This is a genomic window from Algiphilus sp. (assembly GCF_023145115.1).
Lineage (GTDB): Bacteria > Pseudomonadota > Gammaproteobacteria > Nevskiales > Nevskiaceae > Algiphilus.
Genome location: NZ_JAGLEJ010000029.1, coordinates 14,679 through 33,113, shown reverse-complemented (window position 1 = coordinate 33,113; position 18,435 = coordinate 14,679). Strand labels below are relative to the sequence as shown.

13 protein-coding genes are annotated in these 18,435 nt (G+C 71.5%); 5 read left to right on the top strand and 8 right to left on the bottom strand.

Annotated features, from left to right (window positions below; genetic code table 11):
- Positions 1–2: 2 nt before the first annotated feature.
- The 4 genes from KAH28_RS09660 to KAH28_RS09645 are packed head-to-tail and all read left to right on the top strand — an operon-like array spanning position 3 to position 3,142.
- Positions 3–557, top strand: a complete 555-nt coding sequence (locus KAH28_RS09660; protein WP_290576062.1) for an MSMEG_0567/Sll0786 family nitrogen starvation N-acetyltransferase — start codon at positions 3–5, stop codon at positions 555–557.
- On the top strand, positions 554–1,585 hold the full coding sequence (locus KAH28_RS09655) for a sll0787 family AIR synthase-like protein (protein ID WP_290576061.1): 1,032 nt from the start codon (positions 554–556) through the stop codon (positions 1,583–1,585). Before KAH28_RS09660 ends, KAH28_RS09655 begins: the two co-directional genes overlap by 4 nt.
- Entirely contained in the window at positions 1,578–1,862 is a 285-nt protein-coding gene (locus KAH28_RS09650) for an MSMEG_0570 family nitrogen starvation response protein (protein ID WP_290576059.1), read from the top strand. The genes KAH28_RS09655 and KAH28_RS09650 overlap by 8 nt, the downstream gene beginning before the upstream one ends.
- Positions 1,859–3,142: an MSMEG_0569 family flavin-dependent oxidoreductase gene (locus KAH28_RS09645; RefSeq protein WP_290576057.1), complete on the top strand. Its 1,284-nt coding sequence runs from the start codon at positions 1,859–1,861 to the stop codon at positions 3,140–3,142. The genes KAH28_RS09650 and KAH28_RS09645 overlap by 4 nt, the downstream gene beginning before the upstream one ends.
- A 156-nt stretch (positions 3,143–3,298) precedes the next feature.
- Here the strand turns inward: KAH28_RS09645 and KAH28_RS09640 are convergent, their stop codons facing one another.
- Entirely contained in the window at positions 3,299–4,393 is a 1,095-nt protein-coding gene (locus KAH28_RS09640) for a serine hydrolase domain-containing protein (RefSeq protein WP_290576055.1), read from the bottom strand.
- 101 nt (positions 4,394–4,494) lie between these two features.
- Between KAH28_RS09640 and ilvD the strand changes: the two genes are divergently transcribed.
- Positions 4,495–6,195, top strand: coding sequence for a dihydroxy-acid dehydratase (gene ilvD / locus KAH28_RS09635; protein ID WP_290576052.1), 1,701 nt, complete (start codon positions 4,495–4,497; stop codon positions 6,193–6,195).
- Positions 6,196–6,262: 67 nt separating this feature from the next.
- Here ilvD and KAH28_RS09630 read toward each other — a convergent pair whose 3' ends face one another.
- The 7 genes from KAH28_RS09630 to KAH28_RS09600 all read right to left on the bottom strand — a co-directional run bounded on the left by KAH28_RS09630 (position 6,263) and on the right by KAH28_RS09600 (position 18,420).
- Complete coding sequence (locus tag KAH28_RS09630) at positions 6,263–6,883, bottom strand: thioredoxin family protein (protein WP_290576051.1); 621 nt, start codon at positions 6,881–6,883, stop codon at positions 6,263–6,265.
- A gap of 24 nt (positions 6,884–6,907) precedes the next feature.
- Positions 6,908–8,965: a thioredoxin family protein gene (locus tag KAH28_RS09625; RefSeq protein WP_290576050.1), complete on the bottom strand. Its 2,058-nt coding sequence runs from the start codon at positions 8,963–8,965 to the stop codon at positions 6,908–6,910.
- 108 nt (positions 8,966–9,073) lie between these two features.
- On the bottom strand, positions 9,074–9,952 hold the full coding sequence (locus KAH28_RS09620; protein ID WP_290576049.1) for a transglutaminase family protein: 879 nt from the start codon (positions 9,950–9,952) through the stop codon (positions 9,074–9,076).
- 4 nt (positions 9,953–9,956) lie between these two features.
- Positions 9,957–12,359 (bottom strand): circularly permuted type 2 ATP-grasp protein, encoded by a 2,403-nt coding sequence (locus KAH28_RS09615; RefSeq protein ID WP_290576048.1) that lies wholly within the window; start codon positions 12,357–12,359, stop codon positions 9,957–9,959.
- Between the two features lie 3 nt (positions 12,360–12,362).
- A complete protein-coding gene (locus KAH28_RS09610; RefSeq protein ID WP_290576046.1) occupies positions 12,363–15,686 on the bottom strand; it encodes a DUF2126 domain-containing protein in 3,324 nt (1,107 codons plus the stop codon).
- Positions 15,687–15,801: 115 nt separating this feature from the next.
- Positions 15,802–16,605 (bottom strand): TatD family hydrolase, encoded by an 804-nt coding sequence (locus tag KAH28_RS09605; protein ID WP_290576045.1) that lies wholly within the window; start codon positions 16,603–16,605, stop codon positions 15,802–15,804.
- A gap of 33 nt (positions 16,606–16,638) precedes the next feature.
- Positions 16,639–18,420 (bottom strand): DCC1-like thiol-disulfide oxidoreductase family protein, encoded by a 1,782-nt coding sequence (locus tag KAH28_RS09600; RefSeq protein ID WP_290576043.1) that lies wholly within the window; start codon positions 18,418–18,420, stop codon positions 16,639–16,641.
- Between the last annotated feature and the right edge of the window lie 15 nt (positions 18,421–18,435).

Genomic DNA, 18,435 nt, shown 5'->3' with positions numbered 1-18,435 from the left:
TCGTGTTCGACGCACCGCCCTTCCGCTTCCTGCCCGGCGAGTACCGCGTGCGCCGCGCCACCGCCGCCTGGGAGCACGCCGGATGCGCACGGCTGCGGCGCGCGGTGTTCTGCGACGAGCAGGGCATCTTCGACGGCGACGACCGCGACGCCATCGACGCGCACGCCATCCCGCTGGCCGCCATCGCCTGCGTCGCCGGGCAGCCCGAGGTCGTGGTCGGGACGGTGCGCATCCATCGCGATGCCGACGGCATGTGGTGGGGATCGCGCCTGGCCGTGCACGCCGACTACCGGCGCAGCGCCTGGCTGGGCAGCGCGCTGATCCGCTTCGCGGTCGGCCACGCCCACGCGCTCGGCTGCCGCCGCTTCCTGGCGCAGGTGCAGGAGGCCAATGTGCCGTTCTTCGTCGACCTGCACTGGCGCACCCTGCGGCCGACCGTGGTCCGCGGCCGGCCGCACCGCCTGATGGCGGCGGAGCTGGCGCACTATCCACCGTGCCCGCAGCCGGACATCGCGCTCTATCCGGCGGCGCGGGATCGACGGGCCGTGGCGGCATGAGCGCGCTGGCGCGGCACGATGACGATGCCCCGGTGCGACTGGCCGCACTCTGCCGCGAGCTGCGCGCCAGCGCCGGCCTCGGACACAAGCGCGACATCGCCTGGGCGCTGGCCGCGCTCGGCGACGCCGGCCTGCCGGCCGCACCCAACGGCGACGACTGCGCCGCCCTGCCCGACGGCGACGGCTGGCTGCTGTTCGCCATCGAGGGCTTCATCAACGACTTCGTCGCGCGCGAGCCGTGGTTCGCGGGCTGGTGCGGCGTCATGGTCAACTGCTCCGACATCGCCGCCATGGGCGGCCGGCCGATGGCCGTGGTCAACGCGGTGTGGGCCGAGGGCGGCGAGGCCATGGCCCAGGTGCTCGCCGGCATGGCCGCCGCCGCCCGCTGCTACGGCGTGCCGGTGGTCGGCGGCCACAGCAATGCGCGCAGCGAGCGCGGCCAGCTCGCGGTATCGATCCTGGGGCGCGCCGATCATCTGCTCAGCGGCTTTGCCGCGCGGCCCGGCCATCGCCTGATGGTGGCGGTCGACCTCCGAGGCGGCTATCGCGACGGCTTTCCGCACTGGGATGCCGCCACCGCCGCGCCGCCCACGCGGCTGCGCGGCGATCTGGCGCTGCTGCCCGAGCTGGCGCGCGAGGGCCACTGCGTGGCGGCGCGCGACATCAGCCAGGCCGGCGTGCTGGGCTCGCTGATGATGCTGTGCGAGGGCTCCGGTGTCGGCGCGACGGTCGATATCGAGGCCGTTCCGCTGCCCGGGAACGTCGATCGCGCGCGCTGGCTGCTGTCGACCTTTCCCAGCTACGGCTTCCTGATGGCGGTGCCGCCCGAGCGCGAGGCCGAGGTGGCGGTGGCCTTTGCCGGGCGCGACATCGCCTGTGCCGCGGTCGGCGACTTCACGGCCGATCGCGTGCTCACCCTGACCAGCGGCGACGCGCGGCGCACCGCCTGGGACTTCGTGCGCGAGCCGGTCACCGGCTGCCGTGGCGCCGCGATGCCGCCATCAACCCCGGAGCACGTTCATGCCTGAGATGCAGTTCCGCATCCGTCTGCCCGACGACACCACCCTGCAGTGCTATTCGCCGTCCAGCACGATCCGCGATGCGCTCGCGCTCGATCATCCCTATCCGGTGCCCGATTTCGTTGCGCGCAGCCGCGCCGCGCTGGAGCACGCCAGTGCGCGTGTGACCGCGAAGTACGGCTTCGGCTGCGGGCAGGCGCTGCAGCAGATCCGCGTCATCGAGGAGGCAGCCGCCCGCTTCGCGGCCGATCCCGACGCCCGCATCACCGTGGAGGCTTTCGAATGACCGATTACATCGCCGGCGGCCGGCCGCGCACGCCGCTCGAAGTCGCCGTCATCGGCGGCGGCCAGGCCGGCCTGTCGATCAGCTGGTTCCTGACCCGTGCCGGCATCGACCATCGCGTCTTCGAGCGCCACGCACCCGGGCACGAGTGGCGGACCAACCGCTGGGATTCGTTCTGTCTGGTGACGCCCAACTGGCAGTGCCGGCTGCCGGGCTTCCCGTATCCCGGCAACGACCCGCACGGCTTCATGCTGCGCGACGAGATCGTCGCCTACATCGAGACCTACGCCGCCAGCTTCGACCCGCCGCTGCGCACCGGCGTGACGGTGGAGCGCGTGCGGCCGGCCGGCGACGGCTTCGACATCGACACCAGCGAGGGTCCGTACCGCGCCGCCCAGGTGGTTGCGGCGACCGGCGGCTACCATCGCCCGCGCATTCCCCGGCTGGCGCACGCGCTGCCGGAAGGCATCGAGCAGTTGCACTCCTCCGAATATCGTGCGCCCGAGCAGCTGCCGGAAGGCGAGGTCCTGGTCGTGGGCACCGGCCAGTCCGGCTGCCAGATCGCCGAGGACCTGCACCTCGCCGGCCGGCGGGTGCACCTCAGCGTCGGCAGCGCACCGCGCTCGCCGCGCTTCTACCGCGGCCGCGACGTGACCGACTGGCTGACCGACAGCGGCTACTACGCCATCTCCATCGATCGCCATCCGCAGGGCGAGGCGGTACGCGAGAAGACCAACCACTATCTGTCCGGTCGCGGCGGCGGCCGCGAGATCGACCTGCGCGTCTTCGCCACCCAGGGCATGCAGCTCTACGGGCGTCTGCAGGACGTCGAAGGCGGCGCGCTGCGCTTCCGGCCCGATCTCGCCGCGAATCTCGACCGCGCCGATGCCTCGGCCGAGGCCATCAAGCGGACGATCGACGACTACATCGCCGCCAACGGCATCGACGCGCCCACCGAGCCGCCGTATCGCAGGGTCTGGGAACCCGACGCCGAGCCCGCCAGCCTCGACCTCCGGGCCGCCGGCATCACCACGGTGATCTGGTGCACCGGCTTCGATGCCGACTTCGGCTGGCTGCAGGCACCGGTCTTCGACGGTCGCGGCGAACCCGTGCACAAGCGCGGCGTCACGCCGGTGCCGGGCGTCTACTTCCTCGGACTGCCCTGGCTGCACACCTGGGGCTCGGGCCGCTTCTCGGATGTCGGCGACGATGCCGAGCACCTGTTCGCCCACATCCAGGCGCGCGCCCGCACGCGGCAGACGCCGCTGTCGATGTCGGCCTGAGACGCGCTTCGCGCGTTCCCTCATCCGCCGCTTCGCGGCACCTTCTCCCCGATGGGAGAAGGGAACAGGCGCGAGCGCTGGATGTGCCTCGTCCCCTCTCCCCGCCGGGGAGAGGGTCAGGGTGAGGGGCATGGCGCCGCCGAGCGCGCATCAGACTCAGGGCAGCCGCGCCAGTATCTCGGTGCGCAGCTCGCGCATCAGATCGAGTCCGGTCGTGTAGTTGGACAGCCGCAGCAGCAGCACGGCGTAGTACCCGCGATCGTCGTCGAGCCACGGCACAGCGCCGAAGAGCCCCGGCGCCGAAAGCTCGGGACCGGCCGTGCCGGCCTCGGCGAGCTCGGCCGGATCCTCGATCCACAGGCCGAAGCTGTAGCCGGTGGCGGTGACGTTGGGCAGGCGGCCCTGGTTGGTATCGGTCTGCGGCGTGCGCAGCATGCTGTAATCGGCCTCGCCCATGAGGCGGTCGTCGCGGACCAGCAGCGCGCGGAAGAAGGTGCCGAGATCGGCCACCGAGGTCAGGATGCCGCCGGCGATGCGCGGATTGTCCTCGGGCAGATACGGGAGATCGACCTCCAGGGGGGCGGCAATGCGCTCGTCGACCAGCGACTGCCAGGACTGTCCGGTGTAGGCCTCGGCCACGGCGCCGGCAACGTGGTAGCTGCCCGCGCCGTAGGCGAATCGGGTTCCCGGCGTGAAGCGCGTGCCGGCCTCGAGGATCTCGGTGGCGCAGGCCATCAGCGAGGTGCTGCCGTTGAGCTCGCTCTCTACGCAGTCGGGCTGCTGCTCGAGGCCGGAAGTGTGGTTGAGCAGGTGTCGCAGCGTGACTTCCTGTGCTGCCGCGGTATTGCCTGCGGGCGTGCCGTCCAGCCAGCGCGCGATGGGTTCGTCCAGGCGCAGGCGGTTCAGGCGCAGGCTGCCGCGGTCCTCGTCGATGATGTTCAGCAGCACTGCCGCCGATACCGGCTTGCCGGCGCTGGCAATCGCCACCTGCGTATCCACGCTCTGCACGTCGCCCGCCGAGATGCGCGCGTAAATGTCGTCGGCCGTGCCGATCTCGAGGGCGTAGCCGTCGATCTCGTTGCGGTTGCGCGCATTCTCCAGGACGGACCGGGCCGCGGCCTGCAGCGCGCCCTCGTCGGGCGGTGCGATGCGGTCGTCGGTCTCCATGTCGTCCTGTGGCGAGCATGCGGCGAGCAGCGCGATGAGGCCGGAAGCGAGCATCGCGCGGTGGCGGGCGGGAAACGGGTTCATGGGACTCCGGGGTCGGGGTGGGGCGGTCGGAGAGTGCAGTTCCGACGGTCGCTTGATGTAGCATTCGCGCCCTGATCCTCACCTGAACCGGGATTCCGGCCATGAGCAGCGACAAGCCGCGCTACCGTTCCAGCACCATAACCCAGGGCGTGGCCCGCGCACCGAACCGCGCCATGCTGCGTGCCGTCGGCTTCGGCGAGGACGAGTTCGAGAAGCCGATCATCGGCGTCGCGTCGGGGCATTCCACGATGAACCCGTGCAACGCCGGCATCGGGCCGCTGGCCGAGCGCGCGGTCGAGGCGCTCGACGAGGCCGGCGCCAAGCCGCAACTCTTCGGCTTCCCGACCGTCACCGACGGCATCTCGATGGGCACCGAGGGCATGAAGTACTCGCTGGCCTCGCGCGAGGTCATCGCCGACGCCATCGAGACCGCGGCGCAGTCGCAGTTCATGGACGGCGTGCTCGCCATCGGCGGCTGCGACAAGAACATGCCCGGCGCGCTGATCGCGCTGCTGCGCATGAACGTGCCGGCGGTGTTCTGCTACGGCGGCACCATCAAGCCGGGCTGCTGGAAGGACCAGAACCTGACCATCGTCTCGGCCTTCGAAGCGGTCGGCGCCTACACCGCCGGAAAGATGGAGAAGGCCGACTACGACGGCATCGAGCGCAACGCCTGCCCGAGCTACGGGGCCTGCGGCGGCATGTTCACGGCCAACACCATGTCCAGCGCCTTCGAGGCGATGGGCGTGTCGCTGCCGTACTCGTCGACCATGGCCAATCCCGACCCGGAGAAGGCCGAATCGGTGGCGGAATCGGCGCGCGCGCTGCGCAAGGCCGTCGATCTCGATATCCGGCCGCGCGATCTGGTCACGCGCGAGTCCATCGAGAACGCGGTGGCGGTGGTCATGGCCACCGGCGGCTCGACCAACGCGGTGCTGCACTTCCTGGCGATCGCGCACGCCGCCGGCGTCGAGTGGACCATCGACGACTTCGAGCGCATGCGCAAGAAGGTGCCGGTGCTGTGCGACCTCAAGCCGTCGGGGCGCTACGTGGTCACCGAGTTCCACGAGGCCGGCGGCGTGCCGCAGGTCATGAAGATGCTGCTCGCCAACGGTCTGCTGCACGGCGACTGCCCGACCATCACCGGTGCCACGCTCGCCGAGCTGCTGGCGGACATCCCCGAGCAGCCGCGGCCGAACCAGGACGTCATCCGGCCCTTCGACCAGCCGATGTACGAGCGCGGCCATCTCGCCATCCTCAAGGGCAACCTGTCGCCGCTGGGCTGCGTGGCCAAGATCACCGGCATCAAGCATCCGGTCATCACCGGGCCGGCGCGTGTCTACGACTCCGAGGACGAGGCCATGGAGGCCATTCTCGACGACCGCATCAAGGCCGGCGACGTGCTCATCATCCGCTACGAGGGGCCCAAGGGCGGCCCCGGCATGCGCGAGATGCTGGCGCCGACCTCGGCGATCATCGGCAAGGGATTGGGCGAGAGCGTCGGCTTCATCACCGACGGCCGCTTCTCGGGCGGCACCTGGGGCATGGTGGTGGGTCACGTCGCGCCCGAGGCCGCGGTCGGCGGCCCGATCGCGCTGATCGAGGACGGCGACTCCATCACCATCGACGCCGAGAACCTCGGGATCTCGATCAACGTCGATGACGCCGAGCTCGAGCGCCGTCGCGGCGAGTGGAAGCCGCGTCCGCCGCGCTACACGCGCGGCGTGCTCGGCAAGTTCGCGCGCCTCGCGGTGGGCGCCGAGCGTGGCGCCGTCACCGACGCGGATCCCGACGAGGCGTAACCGGGCGCGAAGCCGCTGAACGCATTCCGGCGCGCCAAAGCCGTGGCGCGCCGGAATCGCCGCGGTCTCAGTACTTGATGCTGCAGCCGTAGGGCCGGGTCACCGGCTCGCTGATCGCGTCCCCGGCGGCCATCTCGTTCAGCGCGGTCACGACGTACTGGTCCGCCTTCGGGATGTCGGCCGGGTCGGCGCTCTGGATCGAGTCGATGCCGCCCTTGTAGACCAGCGTGCCGTCGGCATCGATGATGTACATGTGCGGCGTCGTGCGGGCGCCGTAGGCGCGGCCGACATCGCCGGACTCGTCGAACAGCACCGCAGCGGGCTCGGCATTGCGCTCGGCGGTGAGCGCATCGGCCTTCTCGGGGGAGACGTGGCCCTGCTTGCCGGGCGCCGACGAGATCACGGTCAGCCACACCGCATCGTGTTCATCGCGGGCGGTGCGCTGCTGTTCCTGCATGTTGTCGGCGCCGTAATGCTTCTGCACGAAGGGGCACTGGTGGTTGGTCCACTCCAGGACCACGGTCCTGCCCTCGAAATCGGACAGCGCGTGCGTCTCGCCGCTGGTGTCGGTGAGCGTGAAGCCGGGTGCCGGCTCGCCGATGTCGGCGGCGGCATGGACGGTGCCGGCGGTGGCGAGGGCGGCGAGGGCGGCGAGGGCGATGAGAGGCTTGAAGCGGAACGCTTGCATGGCGGATTCCTCCGGTCGGGGGCGTTACTGCAGATTCCGGACGACGAGGTCCGGGGTCAGGATCTGGGGCAGCACGGTGGGCTCGGCGTCCGGATCGGACGGGTAGTAGACGTAGAGCGGCACGCCGTTGCGATCGAAGCGTGCGAGATACTCGGTGATGGCGGCGTCGCGCCGGGTCCAGTCGCCCTTGAGGTAGACGATGTCGTTGTCGCGCATGTGCGCGCGCACCGTGTCCGTGCTCAGCGCAACGCGCTCGTTGACCAGACAGGTGACGCACCAGTCCGCGGTCATGTTGACGAAGACGCCGCGCCCTTCGTCGCGCAGGGCCGCAACCCGGCCCGGTTGCCAGGGTTGCCAGGCGTCGGCCGTGCGGGCGGCAGTGGCCGTGCCGGGCGCGGCGGGCAGCGCCACCAGCGCGAGTGCCGCGACCACGGCGGCGGCGACGGTCGCGCCGCGCAGCCAGCGCGCCGGCCGGCCCTGACCGCGGCCCCACAGCCACAGCGCGAAGGCCAGCAGCACGAGGCCGGTCATGACGGCGGCGAGACCGTTGGGGTCGGTCTGCCGGGCGAGCACCCAGAGCAGCCAGACCACGGTGAGATAGAGCGGGAAGGCCATCGCCTGCTTGAACGCTTCCATCCAGGCGCCGGGCTTCGGCAGCACGCGCGCTAGCCCGGGCAGGAAGCCGATCAGCAGCATGGGCGCAGCCATGCCCAGTCCCAGCGCCAGGAAGATGCCGAGCGCGATCGCCGGAGGCTGGGTCACCGCAAAGCCCAGCGCGGTGCCCATGAAGGGCGCCGTACAGGGGCTGGCGACCACGCATGCGAGCACGCCGGTGAAGAAGGATCCGGCCAGCCCGCCGCGCTCGGTGAGCTTCTGGCCGGCGCCCATCCAGCCGGTGCCGAAGTGCACCAGACCGGAAAGCGACAGACCCATCGCGAACAGCAGGTAGGCCAGGATCGCGATGAAGGCCGGCGACTGCAGCTGGAATCCCCAACCCACGGCGGCGCCGGCCGAGCGCACCGCCAGCAGCGCGCCGGCGACGACACCGAATGCGACCAGCACGCCGGCGGTGTAGGCCAGCGCCTGCGCGCGCTGGTGGCCACCGCCCTCGACGATGTGCAGCGCCTTGAGCGACAGCACCGGAAAGACGCACGGCATGAGATTGAGCAGGGCGCCGCCGCCCAGCGCCAGCAGCAGGATCCAGCCCAGCGCCGGGCGTCCGCTGTCGCCGGCTCCGGCGGTCGCCGCGCCGGTGGAGAGCTCGCCGTGCTCGGCGATCACCGACACCGCCTCGCCGGCTGCGGTATCGACGATGACGAACTCGACGCGCGCGTCGGCCCCGGCAAAGTAGTCGGAGAGCGGCTGCGACAGCTGCAGCTGTCCGGCGTCGTGGCGCAGGCTGGCCGCGGCGGCGTGATCGACCAGCTCGGGCTGCGCCGGAAAGACCGCAAGGGCCTCGACGTTCGGCGCCTCCGGCATCGGCACCTGCAGGCTGAGATGGCCGCCGTCGGTCGCGAAGCGCGCCGCCCGGTCCCGTGGCACCGGCTGGCGGGCGTCCGCCCAGGCGAACATCGCCGCCTGCTCGGCCGCCGCCTCGGGCGCGCGGTCGCGCACCGGCATGCGCAGGGTCAGCGTGGCCTCGCCGGGAATGCACTCCACCTTGCAGACCAGCCAGCTCGCGTCCAGCGTCAGCGTGACCGGCTCGCCGGTCGGCAGATCGGCCGGGGGCGTGACGGTGACCGGCAGCGCGTGCTCGCCGGAATAGCCGTAGTTGACCAGCGGCTCGATGGGCAGGCGTTCCGGGTACGGCCAGTCGATGGGCGCGGCCGAGAAGCCGTCGGGGAGCGTCCAGTCGAAGCGGGTCTCGATGCCCGAATCGCCCGGGTTCTTCCAGTAGGTGTGCCAGTGCGTCTCGGGCTGCATGCGCAGCGCCACGCGGAAGGGCGTGCCGGGCTGGATGTGCGTCGTCTCGCTGACCAGCGCCACGCGCAGATGGTCGTGCTGCGACCAGCCGCTGCTGGCCGCGGCCGCCGTTCCGGCCGCCGGAATCAGCAGCAGTGCGAGAAGCGTGCGAAGCATCATCAACAGATCGTGCCAGCCCGGGATGGTTCCGTGGGCGGCATCGAGGTCGCGACCATGCGCCCGATCACGCGCCCCGGTTCCCCGCGACAAGCGGGGAGGTGACGCGGCCTATCCGACGGGCAGCACATCGACGGCCTGCTCGCTGCTATGCGAGCCGGACGAGCGGAAGCTGCCGCGCACCGGTGCGATGTCGGCGTAGTCGCGACCGTAGGCGATCACCACGTGGTCGGTGCCCACCATGAGGTCGTTGGTCGGGTCGTACTCCACCCAGCCCATCTCGAAGCCGCACCAGGCGCGCACCCAGGCGTGCATGGCGTCGGCACCCTCGAGGCGCGGCTGGCCCGCCGGCGGCTCCGTGCGCAGGAAGCCGCTGACGTAGCCGGCCGGGATCCCGACCGCGCGCAGGCCGGCGATCATGATGTGGGAGAAGTCCTGGCAGACGCCGTGTCGCTGTGCGAAGGCTTCGCTGATCGGCGTATCCACTTCGGTGGCGTCGCTGTCGTAGCGCATGTCCGCATGCAGCGCGGCGCCCAGCGCGCGCACGGCGTCCAGCGCCGACATGCCGTCGGCGAGGCGGTCGCGCGCGTAGTCGGTGATGGCCGCGACCGGTGGCACCAGCGGCGAACCGCCGATGAAGTGCACGGGGGCATCCGGTGCCAGCGAACGCACGCTGGCGACTTCGTCGGCCAGGGCACCCGGCCGCGGCGACATGTCGAGCCCCGGCGGCACCAGTTCCCGCTCGACGCGCGCGGACACCTCGAAGGCGATCTCGGCATGTGCCGAGCGATAGGCCAGATCGACCAGCGCATTGCCGAAGAAGTCGGTGCGCTCGATGCGCTCCGCCGGCTCGGGCGCGATGCGCAACTCGCCGGCGGCGACACGCTGCACCCCGGGCAGCGTCGCCGGCATCAGACAGAGCGTCTGTCGACCCGCTTCCGCCGGGCTGGAGTACTGGTAGGCGACGCGCAGCCGGATGTCGTAGAGCATGGCGCTACTTGAGATAGGCCGCGGCGAGCTGGTTGGACAGGCCGGCGATCCCGTCGCCGAGGCGGTAGAGCGCGGCCCGGTCGAGCGTGGTGGGCGTGGCCACGGCAAGCATGCTGTGGGTCTGCAGCACGGCCCCCGTCAGCGTCGACATGCGGCCGTCCGACGAGGCGCCGGGCAGGGTATTGACGTGCTCCTGCAGCTCTCCCAGCTGGTAGAGCACCGAGCGCGGGTTGAGAGCATCCAGTGCCATCAGGTCGATCACGGTGGCGCGCGTGGTGCTGACCGAATGGCGTCGGCGCTGTGCCATGACGCTGTCGCCCACCTCGACGACCAGATCGAGGCCGCCGTCGGGCGCGCCCGGGTCGGCGAACACCGACAGCAGGGTGGTCATGGACAGCGCGCGCTCGAGGGCGCGGCCGATGCTCATGAAGCGCCAACCCAGGAAGCGGTACATGTTCTCGTGCACCAGGCCGGAGAAGCCGCTGATCCCGCGCAGCAGGACGCCCATGGCGCGCGCCGCGTCGTCGCCCGGCGTGACCGCCCCGATCTGGCCGCGGGCGTTGCGCGCGAGCTCGGCCAGGGCCGTCCAGCCGTCCACCGAGAAGCGGTCGCGTACGCGGCCGGCGCTGCCCACCGCCGAGCTCAGCGTGGTCACCAGACCCTCGGGCATGCCGTCGTCGGGGTCGACTCCGGCATTGCGCAGGTAGGTCCGCATCTGCACGAGCAGCGGCGTCTCGCTGCCGGCGGTTTCGGCGAGGCGCGCGTGATAGGCGCGCAGCAGCCGGAAGAAGCCCTCGGCGCGCTCGACGTAGCGTCCGAGCCAGTAGAGATTGTCGGCGGCGCGGCTGGGCAGCGCGCCCACGCGATTGCGCGCCGGCAGCGACTCGCCGTCGGTGAGCATCGTCTCCTCCGCCACGCGCCGCTCGCTGGTCACCCAGACGTCCGCCACCGAGCCGCCGGCCTGCATGGCGACCGCGGCCGGGTCGCCCGAGTGGCCGATGCGCGCGAAGCCGCCCGGCATGATCGTCCAGCCCTCGGGCGTGCGCGCGGCGAACACGCGCAGGATCATCGGCCTCGGCACCAGCGCGCCGTCGATCAGCGCCGGCGTGGTGGACAGCGTCGCGGCTTCCTGGCCGACCAGATCGGGGCCCGCGGCGTCGATCCATTCCGCCACCGGAACGCCGATGTCGCCGACCGGCTGGCCGCCGACGACGGCCTTGTCGTCGACCCGGAAGGGCAGCTGCGTGGCCAGCGCCTGGCCGATGGTCATGCGCTCGGTGTGGGCCTTGACGTGCTCGCGCTCCGACGTCTGGCCGCACCACCAGGTGGCGAGATTGGGCAGCGCCAGCGGCTCGCCGCGCAGGGCCTCGCAGATGCGCGGCAGGAAGGCGAGCAGCGCCCGCATCTCCAGCACGCCGGCACCCAGTGCATTGACCATGGTGGGGCCGTTGCGCCGCAGCGCACCGACCAGGCCGGGTGTGCCGATGCGCGACCCCTCGAAGAGCTCGAGCGGATCGGCCCAGGCCGCATCCAGGCGGCGCCACAGCACCGATACCGGTTGCAGGCCGGATACCGTGCGCACCATGACGCGACCGTCCCGGACCGTCAGGTCCTCGCCCTCCAGCAGGCTGAACCCGAGATAGCGCGCGATGTAGGCGTGCTCGAAATAGGTGTCGTTGAGCGGACCCGGCGTGAGGATGCCGACCGGGGCATCGTCCTCGCCGCGCATGCGCTGGAGGGCATCCCGGAAGGCGCGGAAAAAGCCCGCCAGCCGGTGGACATTGACCTGCGGAAAGAGCTCGGAGAACGCGCGCGAGGTCGCGATGCGGTTCTCCAGCGCGAAGCCGGCGCCGGATGGTGCCTGCGTGCGGTCGCCCAGCACCCACCAGCCGCCATCCGGCCCGCGCCCGATCTCGAAGGCCAGGAAGTGCAGGAAATGGCCGGAGCGCGGCCGCACGCCGACCATGGGACGCAGCCACTCCGGGTTGCGCGCCACCAGCGAGGCCGGCAGATGTCCGTCGGCGACCAGTCGGTTGGCGCTGTAGAGATCGGCGACCACCGATTCGAGCAGCGTCGCGCGCTGGCGGATGCCGGTGACGATGGTCTGCCATTCGGCTTCGTCGATGAGCACCGGCACATGACTGAGCGGCCAGTCGCGCTCGGCGGCACCGGCCTCGCCGTACTGGCGGTAGTAGACCCCGGCATCCTGCAGATAGCGGTCGCCGCGCGCGAGCCGACGCGCGATCTCGTCGCCGGACAGGCCGGCGAGGTGGTCGATGAAGGGCCGCCACACCGGCCGGATGGCACCGCTGCCGTCGATGAGCTCATCCGAGACGCCGGCCGGCGGGCGATAGCGGGCGAGCAGCTCGGCGACGCGGTCGCTCCGGGCGGCGGGTTGTCCGGCCAAGGCTCAGATTCCCGCCGGGCGGCGCAGGTCGAGCGTCATCGGGAACTCGGCGTGGCGCGACTCGGCGGCCGGGCGGTAGGCGCCCGGCGTGTGTCCGTGGGCCTCGAAGCGCGCCAGGCGGCGTGCGTCGGCCTCGTTGGTGTTGACCGGGAAGGTCTCGTAGTTGCGGCCGCCGGGATGCGCCACGTGATACACGCAGCCGCCGATCGCCCGGCCGCTCCAGGTATCGAAGATGTCGAGCGTCAGCGGTGCGTGCACCGGAATCGCCGGATGCAGCGCCATCGCCGGCTGCCACGCCTTGTAGCGCACCCCGCCGACGCTGACGCCCTGTGCATCGGTCGGGGACATCGGCACGGCGCGGCGGTTGCAGGTGACGATGTAGCGTGCCGGATCGGGTGCGCCGAGCCTGACCTGCAGGCGCTCGGTGGAGCTGTCGGTGTAGCGCACCGTGCCGCCGATGGCGCCGGTCTCGCCCAGCACGTGCCACGGCTCCAGCGCCTGGCGCAGCTCCAGGTGCACGCCCTCGACGGTGATCGCGCCGCAGAACGGGAAACGGAACTCGGCCTGCGCGTCGAACCATTCCGGCCGCAGCGTGAAGCCGTGCTGCTCCAGATCGGCCAGCACGTCGAGGAAGTCCTGCCAGACGAAATGGGGCAGCATGAAGCGGTCGTGCAGGCTCGTGCCCCAGCGCACCAGCCGCCCCGACACCGGATGGCGCCAGAGGCGCGCGATGAGGGCGCGGATCAGCAGCTGCTGCGCCAGGCTCATGCGCGGGTCGGGCGGCATCTCGAAGCCGCGGAATTCGACCAGCCCGAGGCGGCCGGTGGGGCCGTCCGGTGAATACAGCTTGTCGATGCAGATCTCGGCGCGATGCGTGTTGCCGGTGACGTCCACCAGCAGATTGCGCAGCAGGCGGTCGACCAGCCAGGGCGGTGTCGAGACGCCGTCGCCCGGATCGGGGATCTGGCCGAGCGCGGTCTCGAGCTCGTAGAGCCCGTCGTGGCGCGCCTCGTCGACGCGCGGCGCCTGGCTGGTCGGGCCGATGAACAGACCGGAGAACAGATAGGACAGGCTGGGGTGGCGCTGCCAGTGCAGGATCAGGCTGCGCAGCAGGTCGGGGCGCCGCAGGAAGGGACTGTCCAGCGTGGTGGCGCCGCCCACGACCACGTGGTTGCCGCCGCCGGTTCCGGTATGGCGGCCGTCGATCATGAACTTGTCGGCGCCAAGGCGCGTCTGGCGGGCTTCCTCGTAGATCGCCTCGGTGATGGTCACGCACTCGCGCCAGTTGGTGGCGGGGTGGATGTTGACCTCGACCACGCCCGGGTCGGGTGCCACGCGGATGACATTGAGGCGCGGGTCGGCGGGCGGCGCGTAGCCCTCGATATGCACGCGCAGACCGAGACGCGCAGCGGCGGCTTCGGCCGCGGCCACCAGCTCGAGGTAGTCCTCGATGCGCTCGACCGGCGGCATGAACACGCACAGCCGGCCGTCGCGCGGCTCCACCGACATCGCCGTGCGCACCACGCCCTCGAGCTCGGTGCGCTGCTGCTCGACCCGCTGCTGGCCGCCGCGCGGCGACTCGACGCGCCGGAAGGGCTGTGCCTGCGCGTCCGGCGCGCGCGGCGGGAATTCCGGCAGCGGTCCGCGCGGGACCGTGGGGTCGAGCGGATGGATGTAGGGATAGCGCGCCGGCGGCACGTGCGGCAGGCTGGACAGCGGCAGCCGGTAGCCGGCGGCACTGTCCCCCGGCACCAGGAAGAGATGCCCGCGACGCAGCTTCCAGCGCTCGGACTGCCAGCGACGCTCGCCGGAGCGCGCCTGCCAGCGCTGTACCGGCAGCACGAAGCTGGTGGGCGCGCTCAGGCCGCGCTCGAACACCGTCGCCATGCGCCGGCGTGCCTCGGGGTCCTCGAGCTCGGCGTTCTCCGGCGAGACGTTGTCCGGCAGGCGGGCTTCGCGCAGCAGCCACTCGCCGGGATCCTCGTAGGCCGCGACGACGCGGTCGGGCGCGAGACCGAGCTCGATGGCGACGGTCTGGAGCAGCGTCTCCGCCTGCTCCGGCGTGGCGCCGTGATCGGTGTCCTCGGTGGCGATCAGCGCGGGGTCGTGCCAGATCGGTCGCTCGTCGCGCCGCCAGTAGAGCGAGAAGGTCCAGCGCGGCAGGCTCTCGCCCGGGTACCACTTGCCCTGGCCGTAGTGCAGGAATCCGCCGGGCGCGAAGCGTGCCTGCAGACGCCGGATGAGGCGGTCCGCGAAGGCCCGCTTGGTCGGACCGACGGCGGCGGTATTCCATTCCTCGGACTCGAAGTCGTCGATCGACACGAAGGTCGGCTCGCCGCCCATGGTCAGGCGCACATCGTCGGCCTGCAGCGTCTCGTCGACGCGGTCGCCGAGATCGAGCAGATCGCGCCAGGCATCGTCCGAGAACGGCCTGGTGATGCGCGGGTGCTCGGCGACGCGCGTCACCCGCATGTCGAAGTCGAAATCCACCTCGGCGTGGGTCGCGGTGCCGGCGATGGGCGCAGCCAGACGATAGTGCGGCGTGGCCGCCAGCGGGATGTGGCTCTCGCCGGTCAGCAGGCCGGAGGTCGGGTCGAGGCCGATCCAGCCCGCGCCGGGCAGATAGACCTCGGCCCAGGCGTGCAGATCGGTGAAGTCGTGGTCGGTGCCGGCGGGGCCGTCGATGGGCTTGAGGTCCGGCTTGAGCTGGATGAGATAGCCCGACACGAAGCGGGCCGCGAAACCGAGATGGCGCAGCAGCTGGATGAGCAGCCAGCTGGAGTCGCGGCACGAGCCGGAGCCCAGCGTCAGCGTCTCCTCCGGTGTCTGGACCCCGGGTTCCATGCGGATGATGTAGTTCGTCTGCTCGGCGATGCGCGCGTTGAGTCCGACGACGAAATCCACGCTGCGCTGGCGCGTGCGGGGAATGTCGGCGAGCAGCGCCTGCATGCGCTCGCCCGCGGGTTCGGGCTCGCGGTAGATGCGCAGGTCGTCGCGGATGTCCTCCGGGTACGCGAAGGGCCAGTGCTCGGCGCTCTCCTCGACGAAGAAGTCGAAGGGGTTGTACACCGTCATGTCGGCGACCAGGTCGACCTCGATGCGCAGCTCGTTGACCGGCTTCGGGAAGACGAATCGCGCCAGCCAGTTGCCGTAGGGGTCCTGCTGGTGATTGACGAAGTGCCCGCCCGGTGCGACCTTCAGCGAGTGCGAGATCACGCGCGTGCGGCTGTGCGGTGCCGGGCGCAGCCGGATGATCTGCGGACCGAGCGAGACCGGACGGTCGTAGCGGTAGCGCGTCAGGTGATGGATGCTGGCTTGAATGGGCACGGTCGGCCGCACTGCGGTGAGGGGAAGGCCGTAAGCGTTGCACGCTTCGTGCCGCCAGGCTAGATCGTCTCGCCCGGCGCGTTGCGCGGCGCGATGGGCAATGCCGATGCGGCGATCAGGTCGCTGCCGGTTCCAGCCCGAAGAAGACGCGCGCATTGCGGGTGGTGGCGGCTGCCACTTCGTCGGGTGTCTGGTCGCGGGCCTCGGCCAGTCGGTCGCGCACCCAGGGCAGGAAGCTCGGTTCGTTGCGCCGGCCGGCGCTCTTGCGCAATGCGCGCGGCAGGTTGCGCGGCAGCAGGTAGGGCGCGTCGGTCTCGATCATCAGGCGATCGTCCGGGATGCGCGCGGCCGCCTCGACCAGGGCGGTGCCCCGGCGCTCGTCGCATATCCAGCCGGTGATGCCGACATGGCAGTCGAGCGCGAGGTAGTCGTCCAGCGCCTCGGCGGTATCGGTGAAGCAGTGCACACAGGCGCCCGGCAAGTGGGGGCGGTATTCGCGCAGGATGGCGACGAAGTCGTCGTGCGCGTCGCGCTGGTGGAGGAAGACCGGGGCGCCGGTCTCGACGGCAATGTCGAGCTGGGCGCGGAAGGCGCGCTGCTGGGCGTCGCGCGGCGCGAGGTCGCGGAAGTAGTCGAGGCCGCATTCGCCGACCGCGCGGCACTCCGGCGCCGTCGCGCCGGTGCGGATCTGGCCGGCCAGCCCCTCGTTCCACTGCTCGGCGTGATGCGGGTGCAGGCCGTGCGTGCAGGACAGCAGATGCGGCTGCGCACGCGCCAGCGCCAGGGTGCGCGCATTGCTCTCGGCGCAACTGCCGGTGAGCACGATGTGCTCGACGCCGGCCGCGGTGGCGCGGGCCACCACGGCTTCCAGGTCATCGTGAAAGCTCTCGTGCGCGAGGTTGGCGCCGATGTCGATCATGTCGGTGCGGTCCGGCGGGTCGGATGGGGCGGGTCAGGGCAGGCAGCGATGGTGCCAGGCGGTCCGGCGTTCGAGCGTCGCGCGCCCGCCGGGCGGGGGCGAGGTCTCGACCACGTAGACCAGGTCGAAGCGCTCGAGACGCGTTCCCGGCGCGCGGTCGGCATTGAAGCGCCGGCACTGATAGCGTCCGTAGGCGAGGAACAGCGACTCCTCGCGCAACGCGAGCAGCCGCCATTCGTAGCTGTGCCAGCGCACGTTGCGGTGGGCGTTGGGTGGGTCGGGGCGCTGCCAGTCGAGCACGCGGTCGGCCGCGTGCAGGTCGATGTCGCGGCCGTCCTCGAGCGTGCCGGGCAGCACGATCCAGCCGTCGGTGCGCGACGGCTCGGGCGCGAACATGTCCCATCGCTGATCGATGCGCAGTGCCTGCATCAGTGGTGCGATCGGCTGCAGCACCGGGGCGGGCAGCCAGCCCACGGTGTGCGCGTTCCACGCCGTCACCGCGACCAGCGCCGCCCCCGCCACACCGTGCGCGGCGGCGCCCGGCCGCCAGCGCACCGGGCGCGGCTGCCAGAGCCAGCGTGTCAGTGCCGCGATGGTGCCGCGTTGCGCCGCCACCACGTCGTAGAGCGCGTCGCCGGCGCGGACCGCCCAGGGCCGCGCCGCCAGCGGCGCCAGCCAGCGGAACAGAAGGCTGGCGCGCAGCAGCGCGACGAAGGCCTCGTACTTGAGATGGGCGGTGTTGTCGCCGTCGATGACGACCCAGCTCCAGTGCGCGTCCATGAGGCGCTGCGCGCGCGGCGTGTCCTGGGCCGGGGCGATGCGGACCCGCGGAACGACCAGGAACACGCGCAGCAGATGACAGCTCGCGAGACAGAATCCGCAGTCGCGGTCGTAGTAGATGCGGGTCCGGCGGCGCGCGGTCGCGTCCCGGTCCAGCGCGCGCCGCGCGGTGTGCCACAGCGTTGGCGGGGTCAGCGCCAGCAGCGCCGCCAGGCTCACCCACGGGAAGTGCCCGAGCTCGAGGCAGAGCAGGAAGCCGATGTGCATCAGCGACAGCAGTATCCAGGCCGCGGTCCGCAGCCCGTGCATGAACACCGGTGCGAATACCAGAAGCGGCGCCGCCCACTCCAGGAACCAGACGCCGTGGGTGAGCGGCTGCGTCAGCGATGGATACTGCTGCAGCCAGCGGCCGACGTCGGTGGTGTAGCGGTCGAGTTCCAGCGCGTAGTACACCGCGGTGCCGTCCGGCCACCAGGCGTCGCCGTCCTTGAGGATGGCGGAGAAGAAGTACACCGAGACGATCTGCACCAGTAGCGCGAAGGCCGCGATGCTGCGGTAGCGGCCGGAGCGCGGCGGCGGCGTGCGCGCCACTGCGGCATCGACCGAGAAGCGCGCACCCAGCGGCAGGAAGAGCGCCCACAGCAGCAGCGCCATCATCTGGATGTCGCCGCCGATGAGAACGACCGGATTGCGCGCCTGGATCGACGCGAGCAGGACGAACAGCACCAGCGCGGCCGTTCGCGTGCGCCAGCCGATGGCGAAGGCCAGCGCGGCCAGGCCGGCCGCCGCGATGACGGCGCCGCTCCACAGCGGGCCGCCGGCCATCAGCAGGAGCGAGGGGCGGCTGTACTCGGCGAGCCCCATCAGGGTGGCGCGGGGCAGCGCGCCGCCGTCGGTGTAGAAGGCACCGAGATCGCACAGGCGCAGCACGAGGTCCGCCAGCAGGACCACGCCGAGCGCGACGCGCATCGCCGCCAGCGCACGCAGGTCGACGCTGCTCGCGTCGCACCACCAGCGTTGCAGCCACTTCGTCATGCGGGGTGCCGGAAA